The sequence below is a fragment of the Dehalococcoidia bacterium genome (assembly GCA_030648205.1).
GTDB lineage: Bacteria > Chloroflexota > Dehalococcoidia > JAUSIH01 > JAUSIH01 > JAUSIH01.
Map to the genome: position 1 here is coordinate 50,251 of JAUSIH010000046.1, position 19,873 is coordinate 70,123.

Genomic DNA, 19,873 nt, shown 5'->3' on the forward strand with positions numbered 1-19,873 from the left:
CGGCCCGCCAGTGAGCTTTCCGTCGTGACCTCCCTCGCAGTCTGGTGGCTTACCGCCCTGCTCCTGGGGCTTGCCGCCTTTCCGCTCGCCTTCGCCCTGTTCGCCCGCCTGCACGACCGAGGGTACGGGTTGTCCAAGGCGCTGTCCCTCCTCCTCGTCGGGTACGCGGTGTGGCTGATGGGCTACTCCGGCGTGCCCATGCTCCGTCTCACCATCGTCCTGATGGTGGGCGTCCTCGTCATGGCGGGCGGCTACGCGGCGTACCGGCAGAGGCGGGAGCTGCGCGCCTTTCTGACCGCCGAGTGGCCGTCGCTCCTGGCGATGGAGGGAGTCTTCCTCCTGACCTTCGCTCTGTGGGGCGCGGTGCGGTTCTACGATCCGCACATCAGCGGCACCGAGAAGCCCATGGACTTCGGCTTCATGAACGCGGCGCTCCGCAGCGAGCGCTTCCCGCCCCAGGACATGTGGCTGTCCGGCTTCTCCATCAGCTACTACTACTTCGGCTACGTCATCATGGCGATGGTGACGCGGCTGACGGATGTGCCTTCCGCGGAGGGCTACAACCTCGCGCTGGCGCTCATACCGGCGCTGGTGGCCAGTGGGACGTGCGGCATCGTGTTCAGCCTGGTGCGCGGGAGCGGCGGCAGCCGGCGTCGCGCGATAGCCTTCGGCGCGCTGGGCGTCGTCCTTTTCATATTCATCAGCAACCTGGCCGGGGCGCTGGAGTTTGTGCGCGCTCGCGGTCTGGGCGCCGTGGAGTTCTGGCGCTGGATCGGCATCAAGGGGCTTGAGGTCCCCGCTGCAACCCCTTTGTGGGCGCCGCGCGACTTCTGGTGGTGGTGGCGCTCCACGCGGCTGATAGACACCGTGGCGAACGGCCAGAGCCTGGACTACACCATCACCGAGTTCCCGTCCTTCAGCTTCCTGCTCGGCGACATGCACCCGCACGTGATGGCGTTGCCCTTCGGGCTGCTCGTGGTGGGCCTTGCGCTGAATCTGCTGCGAGGTGGCATTGGACCCCGATGCATCGGGGCGGGCGAGGCGACGCTCAGTGTGGACGGGCTGGCGCGGCGGCCCTTCGTGCTGCTGGCGATGTGCCTGGCGATCGGCGCGATGGGCTTTCTGAATAGCTGGGACATGCCGGCTTACGGCGCCGTCTTCGCGATAGCCGCCCTGCTGCACGGCCACCTGCTCCGCGATACGCCGGGTGTGGCGCTGCCACGCATCATCGGGGGCGTGGCGCTGGTCTTTCTGGGGGCCATCGTCCTGTACCTGCCGTTCTATCTGCACTTCAGCAGCCAGGCGTCCGGCATTCTTCCTGTGCGCGGCCCGGGCACCCGGCTCCTGCATTACATGCTGTTCTGGGGCGTCCTTCTGTTCTTGGGCGCGAGCCTGCTTGCCCGACGCGCGTGGGAGGCGTGGCGCGAGAGGCCGGCCCCGTGGCGCGAGCTGCGGCTTTACCTGCTGGCCGCCTTCGGTCTCTTTCTCGTGTGGATTCCCGTGGAGTTCGTGCTGTCCGTGCTGGACAGCCGCACCAACTCGGGGATATGGGGCGCCATCCTCTCGCGTTTTATCAACGTCCTGCCCATGTCGCTGCTCGTGGCGGCGGGCATCTTCGCCCTCGTGCCCCGCACGGCGGGGCGGCGGGAGCGGCGCGACGACCTCTTTGCGCTGACGCTGGTCACTCTGGGTTTCGGCCTGACGCTTGTCCCGGAGCTGTTCTTCCTGAAGGACTTCTTCGGGTCGCGCATGAACACCATGTTCAAGGTGTACTATCAGGCCTGGGCGCTGCTGGCCGTCGGGTCGGCGTACGCGCTCCACACGCTGACCGGGCCGCATGGCTTCCGCGGGCCCGCAACGAAATACGTGTGGACGGGCGCCGGCATCCTGCTGCTGGCGGCCAGTCTCTACTACCCGGCCACGGCCATTCCGGACAAAACGCGCAGCTTCAGCGGCGCGCCTACGCTGGACGGCATCGCCTTCGTCCGCGACCGGCAGCCCGCGGAGTACGAGGCCATCGCCTGGCTGCAGCGCAACGTCCAGGGCACGCCCGTCATCCTGGAGGCGGTGGGGGATGACTACACCGAGTTCGGACGCATCTCGGGGCGCACCGGCCTGCCGACTCTTCTGGCCTGGCCCGGCCATGAGCTTCAGTGGCGCGGGTCGGCGGCCCCGCAGACGGGTCGGCGTGAGGCCGTGGATGAGATTTACAAGACGCAGGACCCGGCGCGGGCGCGGGAGTTGCTGGCGCAATATAACGTGCAGTACGTTTACGTCGGCGCGCCGGAGCGCCGCGTGTACGGAGAAACAGGCCTCGCCAAGTTCGATACCTTCATGGACCGCGCATGGGAAAAAGACGAGGTGGTCATCTACCGTGCGCGAGGTAGATAGCGCGGTTTGCCCCGATTCTCGGGGCTTTTCTGATATGATATGCTCGCCATCCTAACGAACCGCATGGTGGTGCGTCCCTCATGGCCAAAATAGTCAGTCGGCCCTTGGAGATAGCCGAACGGGCGCGGCAGCGTCAGCAAGCGCCGCCTGCGCCCCTGCCCGCCGCGATGCCCCTGCTCCGATGGGAATTGGTCCTGTACGTCGCGTTGCTGGCGGTGGCCGCGGGCATGCGCTTTTGGGACCTGGGCAGCCGCGCCTACCACCACGACGAGAGCCTTCACGCCGTCTATAGCTGGTATCTCTACGTGGGCCGGGGCTACGAGCACAACCCCATGATGCACGGCCCCTTCCAGTTCATCGCCAACACGCTGGTCTTCACGCTCTTCGGCGCGAGCGACTACACCGGACGTATCTTCTACGCCCTTTTCGGCACCGCGCTCGTCGGCATGGCCTTCTTCCTGCGGTCCTACCTGGGCCGCGCCGGCGCGTTGTGCGCCGCGGGACTGCTGGCTCTCTCGCCGACGCTGCTGTACTTCAGCCGGTTCGCGCGCAACGACATTCTGATAGCTGTGTGGACGCTCGGACTGGTCATCTGCATGTGGCGGTACATGGATGAGCGGCGCACGGGCTACCTGTACGGATTTGCCGCCATCCTTGCCCTGAGCTTCAGCACGCAAGAGAACACGTACCTCCACGCAGTCATGCTGGGGCTGTTCCTGGGGATTGTGTCGCTGGCGCAGCTTCTGGCGACGGTCCGGCGCGTGGGCGTCGGCGGGCTGGTCCGTATCCACAAGCGCTTCGGCCTCCGGCGGCTGTCGCCCCCCGCGACGTTGCTGGTGTTGCTCGTGACGCTGACCCTGCCGTTGTGGGCCGCGGGCGTGAGCGTTCTCCAGAAGCCGTTAGGGCTCGTCCTGGCGAGCGACGCGTTCAACGTCGGCCCCATCGGTCTTCCCGATGGTCGTGGAGTGGCCGTGGCCCTGGTCGCCACCGGCTTGGCGCTGGTCCTGGGGGCCTACGCGGGCACCCTCTGGCACAGGCGCCGGTGGTTCATCTGCGCCGGCATCTACTGGGCCATCTTTGTCACACTCTTCAGCACCGTGTTCACCTACCCGACCGGCGTCGCGACGGGCGTCTGGCAGTCGCTGGGGTACTGGCTGGTGCAGCAGGATGTGGCCCGCGGCGGACAGCCCTGGTACTACTACTTCGTCCTCCTGCCCATCTACGAGTTCCTGCCTTTCCTCTTCGCGCTGGCGGGGATGGTGTACTACTGGTTCAAGGGAGACGCCTTTAGCTGGTTCCTGACATTCTGGATTATCGTTGCTTTTGCGCTCTACGCGTGGGCCGCGGAGAAGATGCCCTGGATTTCGGTGCACCTGGCGTTGCCTCTGGCCCTGATGGCGGGCAAGCTCCTGGGCGACGTGGCGGAGCGCATCCCCTGGCGGCGCGCGGCCTCCACTGGCGCGGCGTGGCTCCTCGTGCTGCTGCCCCTCGCGCTTGTCGCCCTCGGCTCTATCGTCGCAATCCGCCAGTGGTCCCCCGACCTCAACGTAGTGCTGCGGAACACTCTGCCGTACGTGGCGCTGACTGTCCTGGCGTACCTGGGCTACAGAATCGTCGAGCGGGCGGGCCGCAAGCTGGCCGGGCAGGTGGTGGTCATAGGGCTGGCGGGCGTGCTCGCGGTCTTTTCTGTGCGGGCGGCGGTCCAGGTCAGCTACAAGAACGGCGACGTGCCGGTGGAGATGCTGGTGTACACGCAGACGTCGCCGGACGTGCCCAAGCTCATGCGCGACATTGAGCGTGTGGCATGGGCTACGGGCGAGGGCAAGGACATGCGCATCACGGTTGACGGCTCGGACGGCTACGTGTGGCCGTGGGCCTGGTACCTGCGCGACTACAAGAATGTGGCCTACCAGGACCTGGCGCCGGGCGTGGAGCCTCAGGGCAGGGTGGTGCTGGCGAACGCATCCAACGAGTCCCGCATGCAGCCTTACCTGGACAAATTCCGGCGCGGGCAGCGCTACAGCCTCCGGTGGTGGTTCCCGGAGGACTACCGTGGCCTCACTCCGGAGCGACTGTGGACGGAGTTCGCCGACAAGGACAAGTTCATGGACATGTGGCGCTACTGGATGTTCCGCGATTTGAAGAGCAAGCTCGGCTCGGCGGACGCCGTCGCCTACTTCGCCAAAGATGTGCCCGGCCTTGCGCTGGCGCCTTCGGACGCGCCCTCCGAGCGTGCCTTCGCCCACCTGAACGCGGGCGTCAGTCCGTAGGCGCGGCCTGGTGTTGCGCCGCCTTCTCCCGCTCAACTATACTGGGCTGCTGGCCCTGCCCCGATGGATCGGGGCGGTCTCTAGGGAGTTGGCCTTTTGCTGAAGCAGCGTCGTTTCTGGCTCGGCCTGGTGGTCAGCCTCGCCTTCCTCTACCTTTTCCTCCAACGCGTGGACTTCGCGGCCACAGGCCGGGCGCTGGCCCAGGCCAGCTACATCTATCTCATCCCCGCGGTGGCTGTGTACTTTGGCGCGGTATGGTTCCGCGCGCTGCGCTGGCGCTTCCTGCTGCAACCGCTGAAAGAAACCTCGACGCGCCGCCTGTACCCCGTAGTGGTCATCGGCTACATGGCGAACAACCTGCTGCCCGTCCGGCTGGGCGAGCTTGTGCGGGCGTACTTTTTGGGTACGAAGGAGAACATCAGCAAGACGGCGGCCCTAGCGACCATCGCGGTGGAGCGCGTCTTTGACGGCATCGTGTTGCTGTTCTTCCTGGCGGCCGTAACGCCGTTCATCTCCCTGGGGAGCTTTCTGAACGCCTTCGCCGGTGGAAGTGGGATTCCGGCGGGATGGTTCGTGGCGCTCCTGGTCGCCCCCTTCGCGGTCGTGCTGACGGCGCTTCTGGTGGTGGCCGCGTCGCCGAAGGTGCGCCAGAAACTGGTCGGCCTGGCGCGACGGTTGCCCGCGCGCGTGGCGGACCGGGCGGCGGGGCTGGTGGACCTGTTCATCGCGGGGCTGGCGGTCCTCCGCAGCCCGTGGCGGCTTTTGGGCATCTTTGTCCTGTCGCTGCCGGTCTGGCTGGCGGAGGCGGCCATGTACCTGTTGATTGGGTACTCCTTCGGGCTGGAGGCGTCGCTGGGCTATCCGCTGGCCCTGGTCGTCTTCCTGCTGGTGACAGCGGCGGCGAACTTGGCGCTCATCGTGCCGTCGTCACAGGGGGGCGTCGGGCCGTTCGAGTGGGCGACGAAGACCGCTCTGGTCTTCTTCGGCGTGGCGGACGCCTCCGCGACGGCGTACGCCATCGTGCTGCACGCGGCGCTGCTTATCCCGGTCATCGCGATGGGCCTTCTGTTCCTGTGGACGGAGAATCTCTCCCTGGCGGATTTAACCCGCGAGCGCCTGACACTCAAAGGCGCGCAGTCTCAGGCGGCCCTTCCACGGAAAGACGCGCCGGATGAGGTGCAGCCGTGAAGATAGCGGTGATTGGCGGCGGTGTCCTGGGGATGGCTGCCGCGTACGAGCTCCTGAAGCGGGGCCAGCAGGTGGCCCTGTACGAGCGCGCGCCCGTCCTAGGCGGGCAGGTCCGGACGTTCAACGTGGGCGGCGGGCGTCTGGAGTGCTTCTACCACCACCTCTTCACCTCCGACGTGGACATGATTGACCTCATCCACGACCTGGGCCTTGGTGATAACCTGACGTGGATTCCCTCCCGTATGGGTTTCTTTCATGGGGGGCGGATACACAACTTCGTAACGCCCATGGACCTGCTGCGGTTCAGCCCCATCAGTATTGTGGACCGCGTGCGGCTGGGGTTGCTCGCTCTCTACCTGGGGCGGTTCTCCAACTGGGAGAAGCTGGAGGGCATCCCAGCGCAGGAATGGATTAATCGGTACGCGGGCAAGCGCATCTCCGACGTGGTGTGGGGGCCGCTGCTGCGCGGCAAGTTCGGCGACGCCGCCCGCGAGGTTGGCATGGTGTGGTTCTGGGGCAAGGTGTACCTGCGTTTTTCCTCCCGCAAGGGAGGCCGCGAGACGCTGGGCTACCCGCTGGGGAGCTTCGGGACAATTATCGAGGCGCTGGAGCAGCGCATCCGCGCAATGGGCGGAGAGGTCCACGCGCCCGCACAAATCAACCGGATTGTGGTGGAGGACGGGCGAGCCGTCGGACTTGAGCTGGGCGGCGACGGCGGGCCGACGGTGCGCCGCTTTGACCGGGTGCTCGCCACCGTGCCGTCGTACGTCTTCCCCCGGCTTGCGCCGGACCTACCCCCGGCCTACCTGGACAAGCTCCAGCGCGTGCGCTACCACACGGCGTTCTGCCTCATCCTTGTCATGAAACGGCCCCTGAGTCACATCTACTGGCTGAACGTGGCCGACAGGACGATTCCCTTCGTGGCGGCCATTGAGCAGACAAACTTCATCCCGCCGGAGCAGTACGGGGGCAAGCACATCGTGTACCTGTCCAACTACCTGCCCAAGACGCACCCTCTGTACGCCAAGAACGCGGACGAGATGTTCCAGGAGTTCCTCCCGCACTTGCGGCGCATCAACCCCCAGTTCGACCCGTCGTGGGTGGAGGAGAAGCACTTGTTCAAGGACGAGGCCGGGCAGCCCATCATCACCACCAATTACCTGAAGCAGATTCCGGAGCACAAGACGCCGTTCCGCGACCTGTGGCTCGCCAACACGACGCAGGTGTACCCGGAGGACAGGGGGACCAACTACAGCGTCCGGCTGGCGCGCAAGGTGGTCATCCTGATGCTGCGCGACGCGGGCCTGGACGTGCCCGCCAAGATGCTCCCCGGCCGGGTGCCGCGCTCCCTCGTGGGCCTGGAGCGGGAGGGCCTCTCCTGAGTGAGCTTTCCACGAAGCTTCGCGTGGCCTACGAATACACGTCGCCTGTGCGTCCGCTCATGGTTCCACATGTCCACCACAAGGGGGCTAGAGAATCGGGCATTGGAAGGCAGGTACTGGTTGTAGGGAAAGCGTCTCTCTTTTCCATTTACTGTTGCTTCCCCGCTCAAAAGAAATCTATGCAACTTAGTGGACGGAGATCCCCATATGACTCGCGAAAGTTCACGTCAATCTGAAAGAATGGAGATAATGCGGCGAGTGTGGGCCCTTGTGGCCGGGGTGGGCTGGGAGAATGCGCGGCGCAATATAGCGAGACTGTTTCATGCTGCTGTAGAGCGTGAGATCCCTTACCTAAGTAACTTGGGTGAAATATGGGTCAACAAAGAAAAGGAATGGACCGACCTACGGCGTGAGAAATACAAGCAACTGTCTTGGATGTCAAGAAGTGAAGGCATAATCTACCTGCCAGGGGACGTGATGCTTCAGCATGGCGTTCAGGATAGTAAGCAGCTTGTGCATGCAGGCGGTGAGGGCTACCTTTTTAGGCTTACCGGCAGCGCACAGCCGTTGGTAGAAGCTGCGGATCAGCAGGTTGTACCGGCTGGCCACCAAGGTTGCCATGTACAGCGCCGCCCTTACCGAGGCCCTACCACCCCAAGTAGTGCGCTTCCCTCGCAAGGTGCCACTGTCCCTGTTCAGTGGTGCCACCCCTGCCAGAGCAGCTATCTGCCGCCGATCCAGGGTTCCCAGCTCCGGCAGTTCTGCCAGCAGGGTCATGGTGAGCACCGGCCCTACCCCAGGCACACTGCGCAGCAGGTCCTCCTTCTCTCGCCACAGGGGACTCTGTCGCAGAGTACGCCCCAGTTCATCATCCAGCTTGGTCAACTCCTGTTCCAGCCAGTTGATATGGTCCTGGACCCCTGGCTTCACTCTGGGCAGTGCCGATCCCAGTCGGTTCTTCTCGGCTGTCCGCATCTCCACCACCTGACGCCGCCGTGCCAGCAAAGCTCCCAAGGCTTGGGCTTCGGCGTCGGGCAAGGGACGTGGCGTGGGCCGGACCCGCTCGGCAAACAGGGCCAGGGTCTGGGCATCCAGCCGGTCTGTCTTGGCCAGCCTACCCATGGCCTTGGCAAAGTCCCGCACCTGGCGGGGATTGACCACCGTCAGGGGCACCGCAGCGGCAGCCAGGGCAGCTACCAAGGGCAATTCCAGACCTCCGGTGGCTTCCAAGACCACCAGCGCAGGTTGCAACTCCTGCAAACGGGTCACCACTTGAGCAATCCCCGCTCCATCATTGGTGGCCCGCCATTGTGCTTCCGTGGGGGTCACTGCAACATCCAGATGGGCCTTGGCCACGTCAACTCCCACGTATTGTGGTATGGTTTCCATCAGTCACCCTCCTTTCTGGCCCGACCTTGCATGATACGGGCTCATATGGCCCTGACAACTGTTCGGGCTCTAACCAATATAGGGTGGGACGACCTTGCTGAGCTACGGTCTCATTGGACCTAGGATGACACGGCCTATCACACCCCTTACTAAGATACAAGGGTGAGCGGCGATTTTCCGAGATTGCTCTTGCCGCATTCCCCGCGCCCATGCTAAGATAAACAGCCCATTGTGCGGGAATTCACGACCCTGGTCTGCAAGGAGGGTCTATGGCGACTGCCCTGGCGGATGTCATCGCCGCTTTGAAGAAAGAGTCTGAAGTCACCGTCCTCTCCGCCCTCATCGAAGTCCAGGAGCAGCTTCACTACCTGCCGCCCGAGTCCATCCCCGCCGTCGCTGAGCTGACCGGCCTTTCCGTCAACGACGTGTACACGGTCGCCACGTTCTATACCCACTTCCGCTTCAGTCCACCCGGAGAGCACGTCGTCGAGGCGTGCTGGGGCCCGTCCTGCCACCTGCGCGGCGCTTCGGAGGTGATGGCCGCCATCGAGAAGGCGGTGGGCGCGACGTTCGACAGCGATACGCCCGACGGCAAGTTCACGCTGCGCAGGCTCTCGTGCGCGGGCGCCTGCGGCCACGGGCCGGTGGTCGTGCTGGACCACAAGATGCGCGGCAACATAGGCCCGGCGGACGTGACCGCCTTTGTTGAGCAGGCACGGAAGTCCGGCGGCGAGCATCATTAGGCGAGGGTGAGGAAGCGATGCCGAGCACATACGATGAGTTGAAGCGACGCGCCCTCGCCGAAGCGCAGGTAGCGGGCCTGGGCGGCAGGCCCGTCATCACGGTGGGCATGGGCATCTGCGGCGTCTCCGCGGGCGCCCGCGAGGTGTACGCCGCCCTCCAGGATGAGCTGAAGAAGCAGGGCGTTGACGCCGTGCTGCATCCGGTGGGCTGCGTCGGGTTCTGCTACGCGGAAACGCTGGTGGACATCGCCCGGCCCGGACAGCCGCGCATATCGTACAAGAACATCACGCCGGAGCGCGTGCCGGAGCTGGTCCGCGACGCCGTCACGGGCGCCAACCTCCGCTCCGACCTGGCCCTGGGCGCATGGGGCGCATCGCCGTCGCCGGCCATTCCGAACATCCATGAGTTCCCGGAGTGGAAGCACCAGGTCCGCATCGCCACGCGCAACTGCGGCGTCGTGGACCCGGAGAACACACTGGACTACATCGCACGGGGCGGGTATGCCGCGCTGAACAAGGCGCTGTTCGACATGAAGCCCGACCAGGTCATTGACGAGGTCATCAAGTCGAACCTGCGTGGTCGCGGCGGCGCGGCCTTCCCGACGGGCCAGAAGTGGAAGTTCCTGGCGGGCTCGCCCGGCCCGGTCAAGTACATCCTCTGCAACGGGGAAGAGGGCGACGCCGGCGCGTTCAACGACAAGGCGCTGCTGGAGAGCGACCCGAACACCGTGCTTGAGGGAATAATCCTGGCCGGTTACGCCACACGGGCCACCAAGGGGTACATCTTCATCCGCTGCGAACACTGGCTCCCCATCCAGCGGGCGCGTCGCGCCATCAAGCAGGCGTATGATCTGGGTATCCTGGGCAAGAACATCATGGGCTCTGAGTTCAGCTTTGACGCCGCGGTAGCCCAGACGGGGGAGTCCTACGTCTCTGGTGAGGAGACAGCCCTGATGGAGGCCATCGAGGGCAGGCGCGCCATGCCGCGCCCGCGACCGCCGTTCCCCGCGGCGGTCGGACTTTGGGGCAAGCCCAGCAACATCAACAACGTGAAGACATACTCGTATGTGCCAGAGATAGTGGCCAGGGGCGGCGCGTGGTACGCCTCCGTTGGCAGTGAGCGCAGCAAAGGCACGGGCCTGGTCTGCCTCTCCGGCGATATTCGCAAGCCCGGCCTATATGAGCTGCCCTTCGGTCTGCCGCTGACCGCCGTCATCCGGGACGTCGGCGGAGGCTGTCCGGACGGCAAGAAGGTCAAGTTTCTCCAGACCGGCGGCCCGCTGGGCGGCTTCCTGCCCGCCTCGCTGATGGAAAAGACGCCCATGGACTTCGATGCCATGAACGCCACGGGCGCCATGTTCGGCTCCGGCGGCATCATCGTCGGCAGCGAGGACGCGTGCGTGGTGGATGTGACCAGGGTGCTGACCGAGTTCAACGCGGACGAGTCCTGCGGCAAGTGTTTCCCGTGCCGCCTGGGCACGCACCACATCAACCAGATCATGAGCCGCATCGCCGAGGGCAAGGGCAGGCCCCAGGATATGCAGACGGCGCTGGGCCTGGCGCCGAGCCTGGCGGCGTCGCTGTGCGCCCACGGCCAACTGGCCACGAATCCCATACGCACCGCCTATCAATACTTCAAGGATGAGATCGAAGCGCACATCAAGGAAAGACGCTGTCCCGCGGGCCGGTGCGCCGCCATGCGGTCCCACGGGTCGGGAGCGCTCGCGGGCGCCGGCAACAAGCGGTAGAGATAGGAGACGGCGACCATGACCCAGCAGCAGAGCAAGCTGGTTACCCTCACCGTTGACGGTGTCGAGGTCAAGGTGCCGCCGGGGACCACTATCCTGGAAGCGGCCAAGCAGGTGGGCATCAACATACCGTACCTGTGCTACCACCCCATGCTCAAGCCCTACGGCGCTTGTCGCATGTGCGTGGTGGAGGTGGAGAAGCAGCGCGGTCAGCCTGCCTCCTGCACCTCGCCTGTCTCCGAGGGCATGATGGTCAAGACCAACACTCCGGACGTGCAAAAGACGCGCAATGACATCATGGACCTTGTCCTGTCCGAGCACCCCCACGGCTGTCTCACATGCTGGCGCGTGATTCACTGCGGGCCGGAGGACATCTGCCTGCGCAACGTCAGCGTCATTGATCGGTGCGTCATCTGCCCCAAGAACTATCGCTGCGAGCTTCAGTTCATGGCCTGGGACTTCAAGGCGAAGGACACGCCCCTGGGCTATCACTACCGCAACATCCCGCTGTGGAACAAGAATCCCCTCATCGACCACGACATGAACCTGTGCATCGTCTGCGGGCGCTGCGTCCGCGCCTGCAACGAGATAGAGGGCGTGGACGCCATCGTCTTCATCCAGCGGGGCGGCAGGACCATCGTGGGCACGTCGCAGGCCGGCAGTCTGGCGGAGTCCGGCTGCACCTTCTGCGGCGCGTGCGTGGACGTCTGTCCCGTGGGCGCTATCGTGGAGAAGGACAGCAAGTGGGCCGGCCCGGCGCGGCGCACCGCCACGACGATATGTCCGCATTGCCCTGTGGGCTGCCAGCTCGGCGTGGGCCTGGACAAGGACGGCAAGATCATCCGTGTCATGCCTGACCTGGACGGCCCCGTGAACCGGGGCCACGCCTGCGCTTGGGGGAAGTTCGGCATCGTGGACTACGTGCACAGCAAAGATCGGCTGACGACTCCGCTTGTCCGCAAGGACGGTCAGCTTGTGCCCGCCACATGGGACGAGGCGCTGGAGGCCGCGGCCAGGGCCTTCGCCTCCCACACGGGAAGCGAGGTCGGAGTCGTCGCTTCGCCGCGCTCCACCAACGAGGACCTGTTCGTCCTGCAGAAGTGGGCGCGGGTCGTCGCGCTGACTAACAACATTGACCATACTGACCACATGTTCCTGCCCAGCTCGCCGCAGGGCATCTCCAGGGCCCTCGGCGGCGCGCAGATGACGGGGAACTGGCAGGACATTGAGAAAGCAACCTGCCTCCTGGCCGTGGGCGCGGACCTGATGGCGGACCAGCCGGTCATCGGGGCGCGTGTGCGCAAGGCGGTCCAGCGTGGCCAGAAGCTCATCGTCGTGGACCCGCGCCGCACCGAGTCGGCGCTGCTCTCCACTGTGTGGCTCCGGAACAGGCCCGGCACAGAGGTGGCCGTCCTGGGCGGCATCATGCGCGTCCTCCTGGACGAGCGCCTGTGGAACGCGGCGTACGTGGAGCAGAGGTGCGAGGACTTCGCTGTCGTGCAGAAGGCGGTCGCCGCTTTCGACCTGGACACCGTCGAGAAGACAACGGGCGTGCCGAAGGCCCACATTGAGCTGGCGGCGCGCCTGCTGGCGAAAGCCAGCCCTCCGTGCATCGTCTATTCCGCGCGCACGAATTTGCCCGGTCACGACACGGACATAGCGGCGGCGCTGGCGGACATGGCCCTGCTCACCGGCGCCATCGGCCGGCCGGGCGGAGGGCTGAACATCATGCGCCGCGAGGCGAACGGACAGGGCGCCACGGACATGGGATGCGTGCCTATCGCCCTGCCCGGCTCCGGGCATCTGGACGACGTGGCTGCGCGCACTCCGTTCGAGCGGGTGTGGGGCAAGGCCCTGCCCAGTCAGCCGGGGTTTTTCGTTCGGGATATGCTGGCCGCCGCGCGCCAGGGTAGCCTGAAGGCCATGCTCGTCGTGGGGAACGGCGACCTGGCGGCCCGCTACGCCGCCTACGGAGCGGAGGAAGCGCTGCGGTCGCTGAAGGCGCTGGTGGTGGTGGACATGGCGATGACGGATATGGCCCGGCGGGCGGACGTCGTTCTGCCCGCGGCCTCGTTCGCCGAAGCGGACGGCAGCTATACCAACGTGGAACGGCGTATCCAGCGGCTGCGCAAGGTCCTGGACGCGCCCGGGCAGGCCAAGCCTGCCTGGTGGATTATCGCCAAGCTGGCGGAGAAGGCCGGCGCTCAGGGGTTCGACTATCACGCGCCCGTTGATGTGCTGAAGGAGATCACCGGCCTGGTCCCCACCTACGAGGGCGTCACCTACGCGGGCATCGAGCGGGGCGGCCTCCAGTGGCCGGTCGCCGGAGCGCGACACGCAGGCACACCCATCCTCCATACCGAGACGTTCTCGCGCGGCAAGGGCCGCTTCCAGCCGTTCCAGCACAAGGCGCCGCAAGCGCCGCTCGCGGACGGACGCCTGACCGTGATGACGGCGCTCATGCGTGAGATTGCGGGCGTGCGGGAGCTGAAGCACAGGAACCTGGCGGAGGTGCACCCGGAGGACGCCGCGGCCCTTAAGCTTGTGGAAGGGGACCTGGTGGCTGTTCAGACCCCCGCGGGCGTCGTTGAGGCCCATATCAGGGTGACGGCCGAGGCGGCCAGAGGCTATGTGATGCTGAGCCTCTCCATGGGCGATGTGGAGCCGCCAGCCATCCTCTCCCAGCCCGTCGGCAACCCTGCCGCGGCTCTTGCGGATATCGTCGTTGCGCACGTGGCGCTGGAAAAAGCGGCGGCGCCCGTGGTATAATGAGCCATGATATGAGTGGAGTGAACCACATCTCCGCGCCTGACAAAGTATCCAGCAGGCCCATTACGACTGCCGGAGGAAGGGTAGTTTGACCGCAACCGCGAGGGTGCGGTCGTTTCTTTTGTATGACCACTATAGCGACTGAGGCGCCCAAGAAGAAAGCACAAATTCGCCTTGTAGCTCCGTGCACACGCGACTGCCCCGCGGGCATTGACATCCCGCGGTACATAGGCTACGTGCTGCAGGGCCGTTACTCGGAGGCGATGGCTGTCGTACGTGAGCGGATGCCGTTTCCCTCGGTGTGCGCGCACGTCTGCTACCGCCCCTGCGAGACCGGATGCCGTCGCAGCAAGCTGGACGAGCCGGTGGCCATTAACGCGCTCAAACGCGTGGCCGCGGACAACGACGTGAAGAAGGTCTGGCGGCGTGACTGGAAGCTCGCCCCGCCCACGGGCCGGCGCGTTGCCATTGTCGGCTCGGGGCCCGCGGGGCTCACCGCCGCGTACTACCTGTCGAAGGTGAAGGGACACGGCGTCACCATCTTCGAGGCGCTGCCGGAGCTGGGCGGGCAACTGCGCATCGGCATACCGGCGTACCGCCTGCCACGCACGCTGTTGGACGAAGAGATCGACATCATCGTGGAGGCGGGCGTCAAGGTCGTCCGCAACACGCGGCTGGAGCGCCCGACCGACCTGCTGGACATGGGGTTCAACGCCGTGCTCATTGCCTGCGGCACGATGAAGCCGAACACGATGGGCATCCCCGGCGAGGACCTGTCGGAGGTCATTGACGGCGTGCGCTTCCTGGCTGACGCCAACTTGGGCCGCCGCACATCCGTCGGCGCGCGTGTCGCGATCATCGGCGGCGGCAACGTCGCCCTCGACTGCGCGCGGGTGGCGCTGCGCCTGGGTGCCCAACACGCCGTCATCATCTACCGGCGCACCCGGCAGGAGATGCCCGCGTATGACTTCGAGGTTGAGGAGGCGGTGCGCGAGGGCGTGGACCTGATGTACCTGGCGTCGCCGCAGAAGATTGAGCAGGTGGGCGGCGCGCTGCGGCTCCATCTCCAGCGGATGCAACTCGGTGAGCCGGACGCGTCGGGCCGTCGCCGCCCCGTGGCCGTCCCGGGTGAGACGTTTACCATGGATGTGGACAACGTTCTTGCGGCCATCGGGCAGTCGGCGGACACCGCGCCGTTCGGCCTGGATGTGAACAAGGACGGCACGATCAAGGCGGAAAAGGGGTCGGTCAAGGCGTCTATGCCCGGTGTGTACGTCGCGGGCGACGTTCTGACTGGCCCGGTGAGCGTTATCGAAGCGATAGCCGGCGGGCGGACTTCGGCGCAGGCCATCGACAAGTACCTGGGTGGCAATGGCGACATAGGTGAGACGCTGGCACCGCCGCCGGGCGAGGAGCTGCTGATGCCCGCCACAGTGGCGCCCAGGGGCGAGAAGCGGACGCTGGTGATAGAGCTGGACCCGAAGGAACGCATTCAGAGCTTTGGCGAGTGCGCTCTGGTCCTCACCGAGTCTGAGGCGCACCGCGAGGCCCTGCGCTGCATCCACTGCGACCAATGGCGCGCGCAGGGCGTGCCCTCTGTCTGGCCCAAGGGTGTCAAGACTGATTAGGGCTTACCCGTCGTTAGTCAAAAGAGGGCAGGCCGCGCGGCCTGCCCTCTTTGTTTGCGTGCGCCATACCGCGCGAGTCGCTCGCGGTTGGGAGCATCTGTCCCGGTTTTAGGATTCAGGGCGCCGGGGCCATGTGGCTGCTGGCCGCGCGGGTGCTTGCTATTGCTTCACGTCCTGCACGTTGAAGCGCCAGCGAAGGGTCTGCACCGGTTCCACCGGGTCGTTGCTGCGCACGTCAATAGCGAACACGTGTGGTCCGCCCATTCCCTGGTGCATGCCCATCCACAGGGGCACCTCAAGGATCGTTCTTTCACCCTGTTGCAGCGTGGTCGCACCGACCACGGCTTCGGGCGGTCAGCACCCCTGCTCGACGCGCACGACGGGCGCCTTGTTCAGCACGAGTGGCGAGGTCCCAACGTTGCGCAGGGTGAACTGCTCGTACATCGGCCAGTCGTAGGGCACGGTGCCGACGTCTATGATACCTTTGTCAACCTGCAGTCTCGGCCCGGAGCCTGACGGCGGCGCGTCGTTCGCTACCGCAAAACGCAGGGACAGTGTGGTCATCGGCTTCGCGGGGTCGTTCGACGGCACTTTCACGAGGAGCCGGTGCGGGCCAAGCTGCGTGTGCCGACTGAATGTGATGGGGAGCAGCACCGCGTCATTGGGCTGGATATCGGTGGTCTTCTCGACGGTCTTTGCCGTCGCGCATCCCTGCTCGACGTCAATGCTGACCGGCCCCACGCGGAGCGGCTTGTCGCCGCGGTTCATGACCACGAAGGTCTGCACGCCCATCTGGTCCTGCGGCACCATGCCCATGTCCACGGCGAGCGTGTCAAAGTCCAGCGCAGGGGCGCCGCGAACGGCGGGCGCCGCGGGCTTTTGCGCGCTGGGCGCGGGCGCGGCGGGCGCGCATGCGGCAGCAACGGCTGCTGACAGCGACGCGGCCAGGACAAGCGATGCCCTGAGGCCCATCTTGCTCATGACGTTCTGACTCCTTGCGGCCAGCGGTGAAGTCTCTGGACTGTTTGCTGTGCGGGAGTGGACTCGCTCGGTGGACGGGCCACGCCGCTGGCTGGCTCTCACGCTATTGTAACATCCGCCAGGTCGCCCGCCCGCGCGCATTGCTTTCCGAGCAGTTCAGCGGACATAACGTGTCTTGATGGCCTCAGTGTAAGGGATGTAGTGGACGAGTACAACCCGTTGCTTTGACCGACGAATTGTGGTATACCACACCCGGTGGTTTCTGAGAGGGATCCGTTATCCGAACAGTTCCTCGGGAATTGCGTCGGCCCGGATGGCCTCCCTGGAACCAACTCCTGGAGAAAGGAGGTCATTCGTGAGCTACACTGACAAGACTTTGACTTGCAGTGACTGTGGCGCGACGTTTACGTTCAGCGCCAGTGAGCAGGAGCTCTTCGCGCAGAGGGGCTACACCCACGAGCCCAGGCGGTGCGCCACGTGTCGCGAGACGCGCAAGTCGGAGCGGACCGGGGATACGGGCAGCGGCGGCGGTTTCGGCGATCACCCGCGCCGCGAGATGTTTGAGGCTGTGTGCGCCAGCTGTGGACAGAAGGCCATGGTCCCGTTCCAGCCCCGTGGCAACAAGCCTGTGTACTGCGGCGACTGCTACCGCAAGGTCCAGCAGTCGTCCAATCGCTAGGATAGTCACCTGACAGGTAAGGCGAGGGGCTTTGTACCAACATGGCCCCTCGTTGTTTTAGGCGGCCACTCCGGGGGTTGCCCCCGCGCTCGGATTGTTCGGATGGCTTTCCCGCGACGCCTGGCGAGGGTCGGTTGACATCCGCTTGACCCCGGCATAGAGTAAGGCCACACTACTGGCAAGGAGAGCAGACATGACCAGGAAGACCTACGACGGCCTTTTGCTGGAAAAGAAAGGCCACGTCGCCGTCATCACCTTGAATCGCCCCGAGAAGCTGAACGCCCTGAACATTGATATGCGCGTGGGCCTTGCGGAGTTCTCCCGGGAGCTCGAGCGGGACGTGGATGTCCGGGTGGTGGTGCTCACGGGCGCGGGACGGGCCTTTTGCTCGGGGGCCGACCTGTCGGCTCCTCCCGGAGCGTTCAAGGCGGACATCGCGGAGGCGGCGGGTGCGTGGGTCGTGCCCTTGTTCAAGCTGGAGAAGCCAACCATCGCCGCAGTCAACGGCGTGGCCGCGGGGGGTGGTCTCTCCGCGGCGCTTGTCTGTGACATCCGTATTGCGTCCGACCAGGCGCGCTTCACGGCGGTATGGAGCAAGCGGGGTCTGATACCTGACAGCCTGGCAAGCTGGCTGCTGCCTCGTCTTGTTGGCATGTCCCATGCCTGCGAGCTGTCGTATACCGGACGCATCATTGACGCACAGGAAGCCGCGCGCATCGGCATGGTGAGCAGGGTGGTGCCCCACGACAGGCTGATGGCGGAGACGATGGCCCTCGCTGAGGAGATCAGCCAGCAGGCGCCCATTGCGCTGCGCCTGACCAAGCGCGCTTACCAGAGCGGAGCGGCGAGCAGCGCGGACGCGCAGGTATTTCACGAGTCGTCGTCCGTAGCCATCTGCCACAGCACGGAGGACTACCTGGAGGGACGCAAGGCCTTCCTTGAGAAGCGCGCTCCCGTGTTCAAAGGCAAGTAATGCCTGCGGGCTGGCCTATCTGCGCCCGAACTGGCGCTCCAGGTCGGCGGCGCTCAGGTGGACCATGGTGGGTCGCCCGTGAGGGCATGTGTGTGGCTGCTCCGTCTGCTCCAGGAGGCGCAGCAGTTCCTCCATCTCCTCGCGGAGCAGCACCTTCCCCGCGCGTATGGCCCCGTGGCAGGCCAGAGAGAACGCCACACGGTCCTCCCGCTGCACCGGCAACTCCTGGCCCAGAAGCTCCAGCACCTCCCGTAGCGCCTCGACGGGCGCGGAGGCTTGCACCGCCGCGGGAATAGAGCGGACCAGGTACGTCCGCTCGCCGAAAGGCTCCAGCGCGAAGCCGAATGCCTCCAACTCCTCTCGGTGGGCCTGGAGCATTTGCTCCTGCGCGGGCGACACCTCCACCGGCGCCGGTTCCAGCAGCCCCTGCGTCTCCACTGACCTGCGCCGTCGCTGCTCGCGCAGGCGCTCGAAGAGCACCCGCTCGTGGGCGGCGTGCTGGTCAATGAGATAGACGCCGTCCGGCCCCTCCGCGATGACGTAGGTGCTGGCCACCTGGCCCAGAGGCCGGAGGATGGGCAGCGCCATCAAGGGTTGCGCCTGTGGCAGATTCGCGGGCTGCACTGGCGGCGCGGAGGGCATGCGGGCGTGCGCGTCCCACGGGGCGAGAGGGTGCGCCGTCGCGGGAGCGGCGGGCGACGGAGCCGACATCGCCTGCGCGGGCAGGGCGACGCTCTGCGCCGGCGCCTGTCGCAGGAGCGCCTGTCGCACGGCGTCCCGCACCGCCGCAAAGGCTTCTCCCTCGCGGCGGAAGCGGACCTCCGCCTTCGCCGGGTGCACATTCACGTCCACGTCCTCCAGGGGCAAGTGGATATGCACGACGGCGATGGGGCGTCGTCCGGTCATGAGCATGCCCTCGCAGCCCTGTTCCAGGGCGGCGGTGAGCGTGCGGCTCTGCACCCAGCGCCGGTTGACAAAGAGGCTGATGCCGGTGCGGCTGGCCCGGCTCAGCGAGGGCGGGCTGACGTACCCGCTGACACGCACCGGACCGTCGCCTGGCGTGACCTCCAGCAGAGCGGCGGCGGTCTGCGCGTCAAAGACCCGCGCCAGAGCGTCCCGCGCGTCGCCGGAACCGGTGCTGGAGAAGGTGGCGCGCCCCTCTACTTGCAGGGTGAAGCGCACCTCCGGATAGGCCAGCGCGTACTGGGTGACAAGGTGGACAATGCGATGCGCCTCGGCGGGGTCCGACTTCAGAAACTTGAGGCGGGCAGGCAGATTGCGAAAGAGGTTGCGGACGGTGACGACCGTGCCCGGGGAGCAGGCCCGCACGCCGCGCTCTGCCACATGGCCGCCCTGCAGCAGGACGTACGTCCCGCCCTCGGCGTCCGCCGTGCGCGTGACCATCGCCACCTCGGCAACGGCGGCGATGGTCGGCAGCGCCTCGCCCCGGAAGCCCAGGGTGATGATGGCGTCCAGGTCTTCAGCGCGGCTGATCTTGCTGGTGGCGTGGCGCTGAAAGGCCAGCTCCACCTCTTCAGCCGGGATGGCGCTGCCGTCGTCGGCCACGCGAACCATCCGCACGCCGCCGCCCAGCACCTCGATGGCGACGGCTCTTGCGCCGGCGTCCAGCGCGTTCTCCAGCAGCTCCTTGACCACCGAGGCCGGCCGCTCGATGACTTCGCCTGCGGCGATGCAGGCGGCGACATCCGGGGCAAGGAGACGGATGGGCATG

13 protein-coding genes are annotated in these 19,873 nt (G+C 65.9%); 10 read left to right on the forward strand and 3 right to left on the reverse strand.

What is annotated here, in order from left to right; genetic code table 11:
* Positions 1-24 precede the first annotated feature (24 nt).
* From Q7T26_05745 to Q7T26_05760, 4 genes are all read left to right on the forward strand, one after another.
* Entirely contained in the window at positions 25-2,391 is a 2,367-nt protein-coding gene (locus tag Q7T26_05745) for a DUF2298 domain-containing protein (protein ID MDO8531655.1), read from the forward strand.
* A gap of 80 nt (positions 2,392-2,471) precedes the next feature.
* A complete protein-coding gene (locus Q7T26_05750) occupies positions 2,472-4,661 on the forward strand; it encodes a TIGR03663 family protein (protein MDO8531656.1) in 2,190 nt (729 codons plus the stop codon).
* A 96-nt stretch (positions 4,662-4,757) separates the two neighbouring features.
* The gene (locus Q7T26_05755) at positions 4,758-5,849 is read left to right on the forward strand and encodes a lysylphosphatidylglycerol synthase transmembrane domain-containing protein (protein MDO8531657.1); all 1,092 of its coding nucleotides are present in this window, start codon (positions 4,758-4,760) and stop codon (positions 5,847-5,849) included.
* Positions 5,846-7,231, forward strand: coding sequence for an NAD(P)/FAD-dependent oxidoreductase (locus Q7T26_05760; protein MDO8531658.1), 1,386 nt, complete (start codon positions 5,846-5,848; stop codon positions 7,229-7,231). The genes Q7T26_05755 and Q7T26_05760 overlap by 4 nt, the downstream gene beginning before the upstream one ends.
* Positions 7,232-7,669: 438 nt before the next feature.
* On the opposite strand, the gene Q7T26_05765 is transcribed toward Q7T26_05760, so the two are convergent.
* Complete coding sequence (locus Q7T26_05765; GenBank protein MDO8531659.1) at positions 7,670-8,620, reverse strand: IS110 family transposase; 951 nt, start codon at positions 8,618-8,620, stop codon at positions 7,670-7,672.
* 269 nt (positions 8,621-8,889) lie between these two features.
* Between Q7T26_05765 and Q7T26_05770 the strand changes: the two genes are divergently transcribed.
* From Q7T26_05770 to Q7T26_05785, 4 genes are all read left to right on the forward strand, one after another.
* On the forward strand, positions 8,890-9,363 hold the full coding sequence (locus Q7T26_05770; GenBank protein ID MDO8531660.1) for an NAD(P)H-dependent oxidoreductase subunit E: 474 nt from the start codon (positions 8,890-8,892) through the stop codon (positions 9,361-9,363).
* A gap of 17 nt (positions 9,364-9,380) precedes the next feature.
* Entirely contained in the window at positions 9,381-11,111 is a 1,731-nt protein-coding gene (locus Q7T26_05775) for an NADH-ubiquinone oxidoreductase-F iron-sulfur binding region domain-containing protein (protein MDO8531661.1), read from the forward strand.
* 18 nt (positions 11,112-11,129) lie between these two features.
* Positions 11,130-13,880, forward strand: a complete 2,751-nt coding sequence (locus tag Q7T26_05780; protein ID MDO8531662.1) for a molybdopterin-dependent oxidoreductase — start codon at positions 11,130-11,132, stop codon at positions 13,878-13,880.
* Between the two features lie 125 nt (positions 13,881-14,005).
* Entirely contained in the window at positions 14,006-15,508 is a 1,503-nt protein-coding gene (locus Q7T26_05785; protein MDO8531663.1) for an FAD-dependent oxidoreductase, read from the forward strand.
* Between the two features lie 354 nt (positions 15,509-15,862).
* On the opposite strand, the gene Q7T26_05790 is transcribed toward Q7T26_05785, so the two are convergent.
* Positions 15,863-16,489 carry a DUF1573 domain-containing protein gene (locus Q7T26_05790; GenBank protein MDO8531664.1) on the reverse strand — a complete coding sequence of 209 codons (627 nt, stop codon included), beginning with the start codon at positions 16,487-16,489 and terminating at the stop codon, positions 15,863-15,865.
* Between the two features lie 355 nt (positions 16,490-16,844).
* Between Q7T26_05790 and Q7T26_05795 the strand changes: the two genes are divergently transcribed.
* Both Q7T26_05795 and Q7T26_05800 read left to right on the forward strand, forming a co-directional pair.
* Positions 16,845-17,168: a zinc-ribbon domain containing protein gene (locus Q7T26_05795; protein ID MDO8531665.1), complete on the forward strand. Its 324-nt coding sequence runs from the start codon at positions 16,845-16,847 to the stop codon at positions 17,166-17,168.
* A gap of 193 nt (positions 17,169-17,361) precedes the next feature.
* The gene (locus Q7T26_05800) at positions 17,362-18,141 is read left to right on the forward strand and encodes an enoyl-CoA hydratase-related protein (protein ID MDO8531666.1); all 780 of its coding nucleotides are present in this window, start codon (positions 17,362-17,364) and stop codon (positions 18,139-18,141) included.
* 15 nt (positions 18,142-18,156) lie between these two features.
* Here the strand turns inward: Q7T26_05800 and mutL are convergent, their stop codons facing one another.
* Positions 18,157-19,872: a DNA mismatch repair endonuclease MutL gene (gene mutL / locus Q7T26_05805; protein ID MDO8531667.1), complete on the reverse strand. Its 1,716-nt coding sequence runs from the start codon at positions 19,870-19,872 to the stop codon at positions 18,157-18,159.
* Between the last annotated feature and the right edge of the window lies 1 nt (position 19,873).

Bases quoted from the DNA above. Each gene is read 5' to 3' on its own strand.
- Q7T26_05750 (MDO8531656.1), top strand. From the start codon at position 2,472: ATGGCCAAAATAGTCAGTCGGCCCTTGGAGATAGCCGAACGGGCGCGG.
- Q7T26_05765 (MDO8531659.1), bottom strand. From the start codon at position 8,620: ATGGAAACCATACCACAATACGTGGGAGTTGACGTGGCCAAGGCCCAT.
- Q7T26_05770 (MDO8531660.1), top strand. From the start codon at position 8,890: ATGGCGACTGCCCTGGCGGATGTCATCGCCGCTTTGAAGAAAGAGTCT.
- Q7T26_05775 (MDO8531661.1), top strand. From the start codon at position 9,381: ATGCCGAGCACATACGATGAGTTGAAGCGACGCGCCCTCGCCGAAGCG.
- Q7T26_05780 (MDO8531662.1), top strand. From the start codon at position 11,130: ATGACCCAGCAGCAGAGCAAGCTGGTTACCCTCACCGTTGACGGTGTC.
- Q7T26_05785 (MDO8531663.1), top strand. From the start codon at position 14,006: ATGACCACTATAGCGACTGAGGCGCCCAAGAAGAAAGCACAAATTCGC.
- Q7T26_05790 (MDO8531664.1), bottom strand. From the start codon at position 16,489: ATGAGCAAGATGGGCCTCAGGGCATCGCTTGTCCTGGCCGCGTCGCTG.
- Q7T26_05800 (MDO8531666.1), top strand. From the start codon at position 17,362: ATGACCAGGAAGACCTACGACGGCCTTTTGCTGGAAAAGAAAGGCCAC.
- mutL (MDO8531667.1), bottom strand. From the start codon at position 19,872: ATGCCCATCCGTCTCCTTGCCCCGGATGTCGCCGCCTGCATCGCCGCA.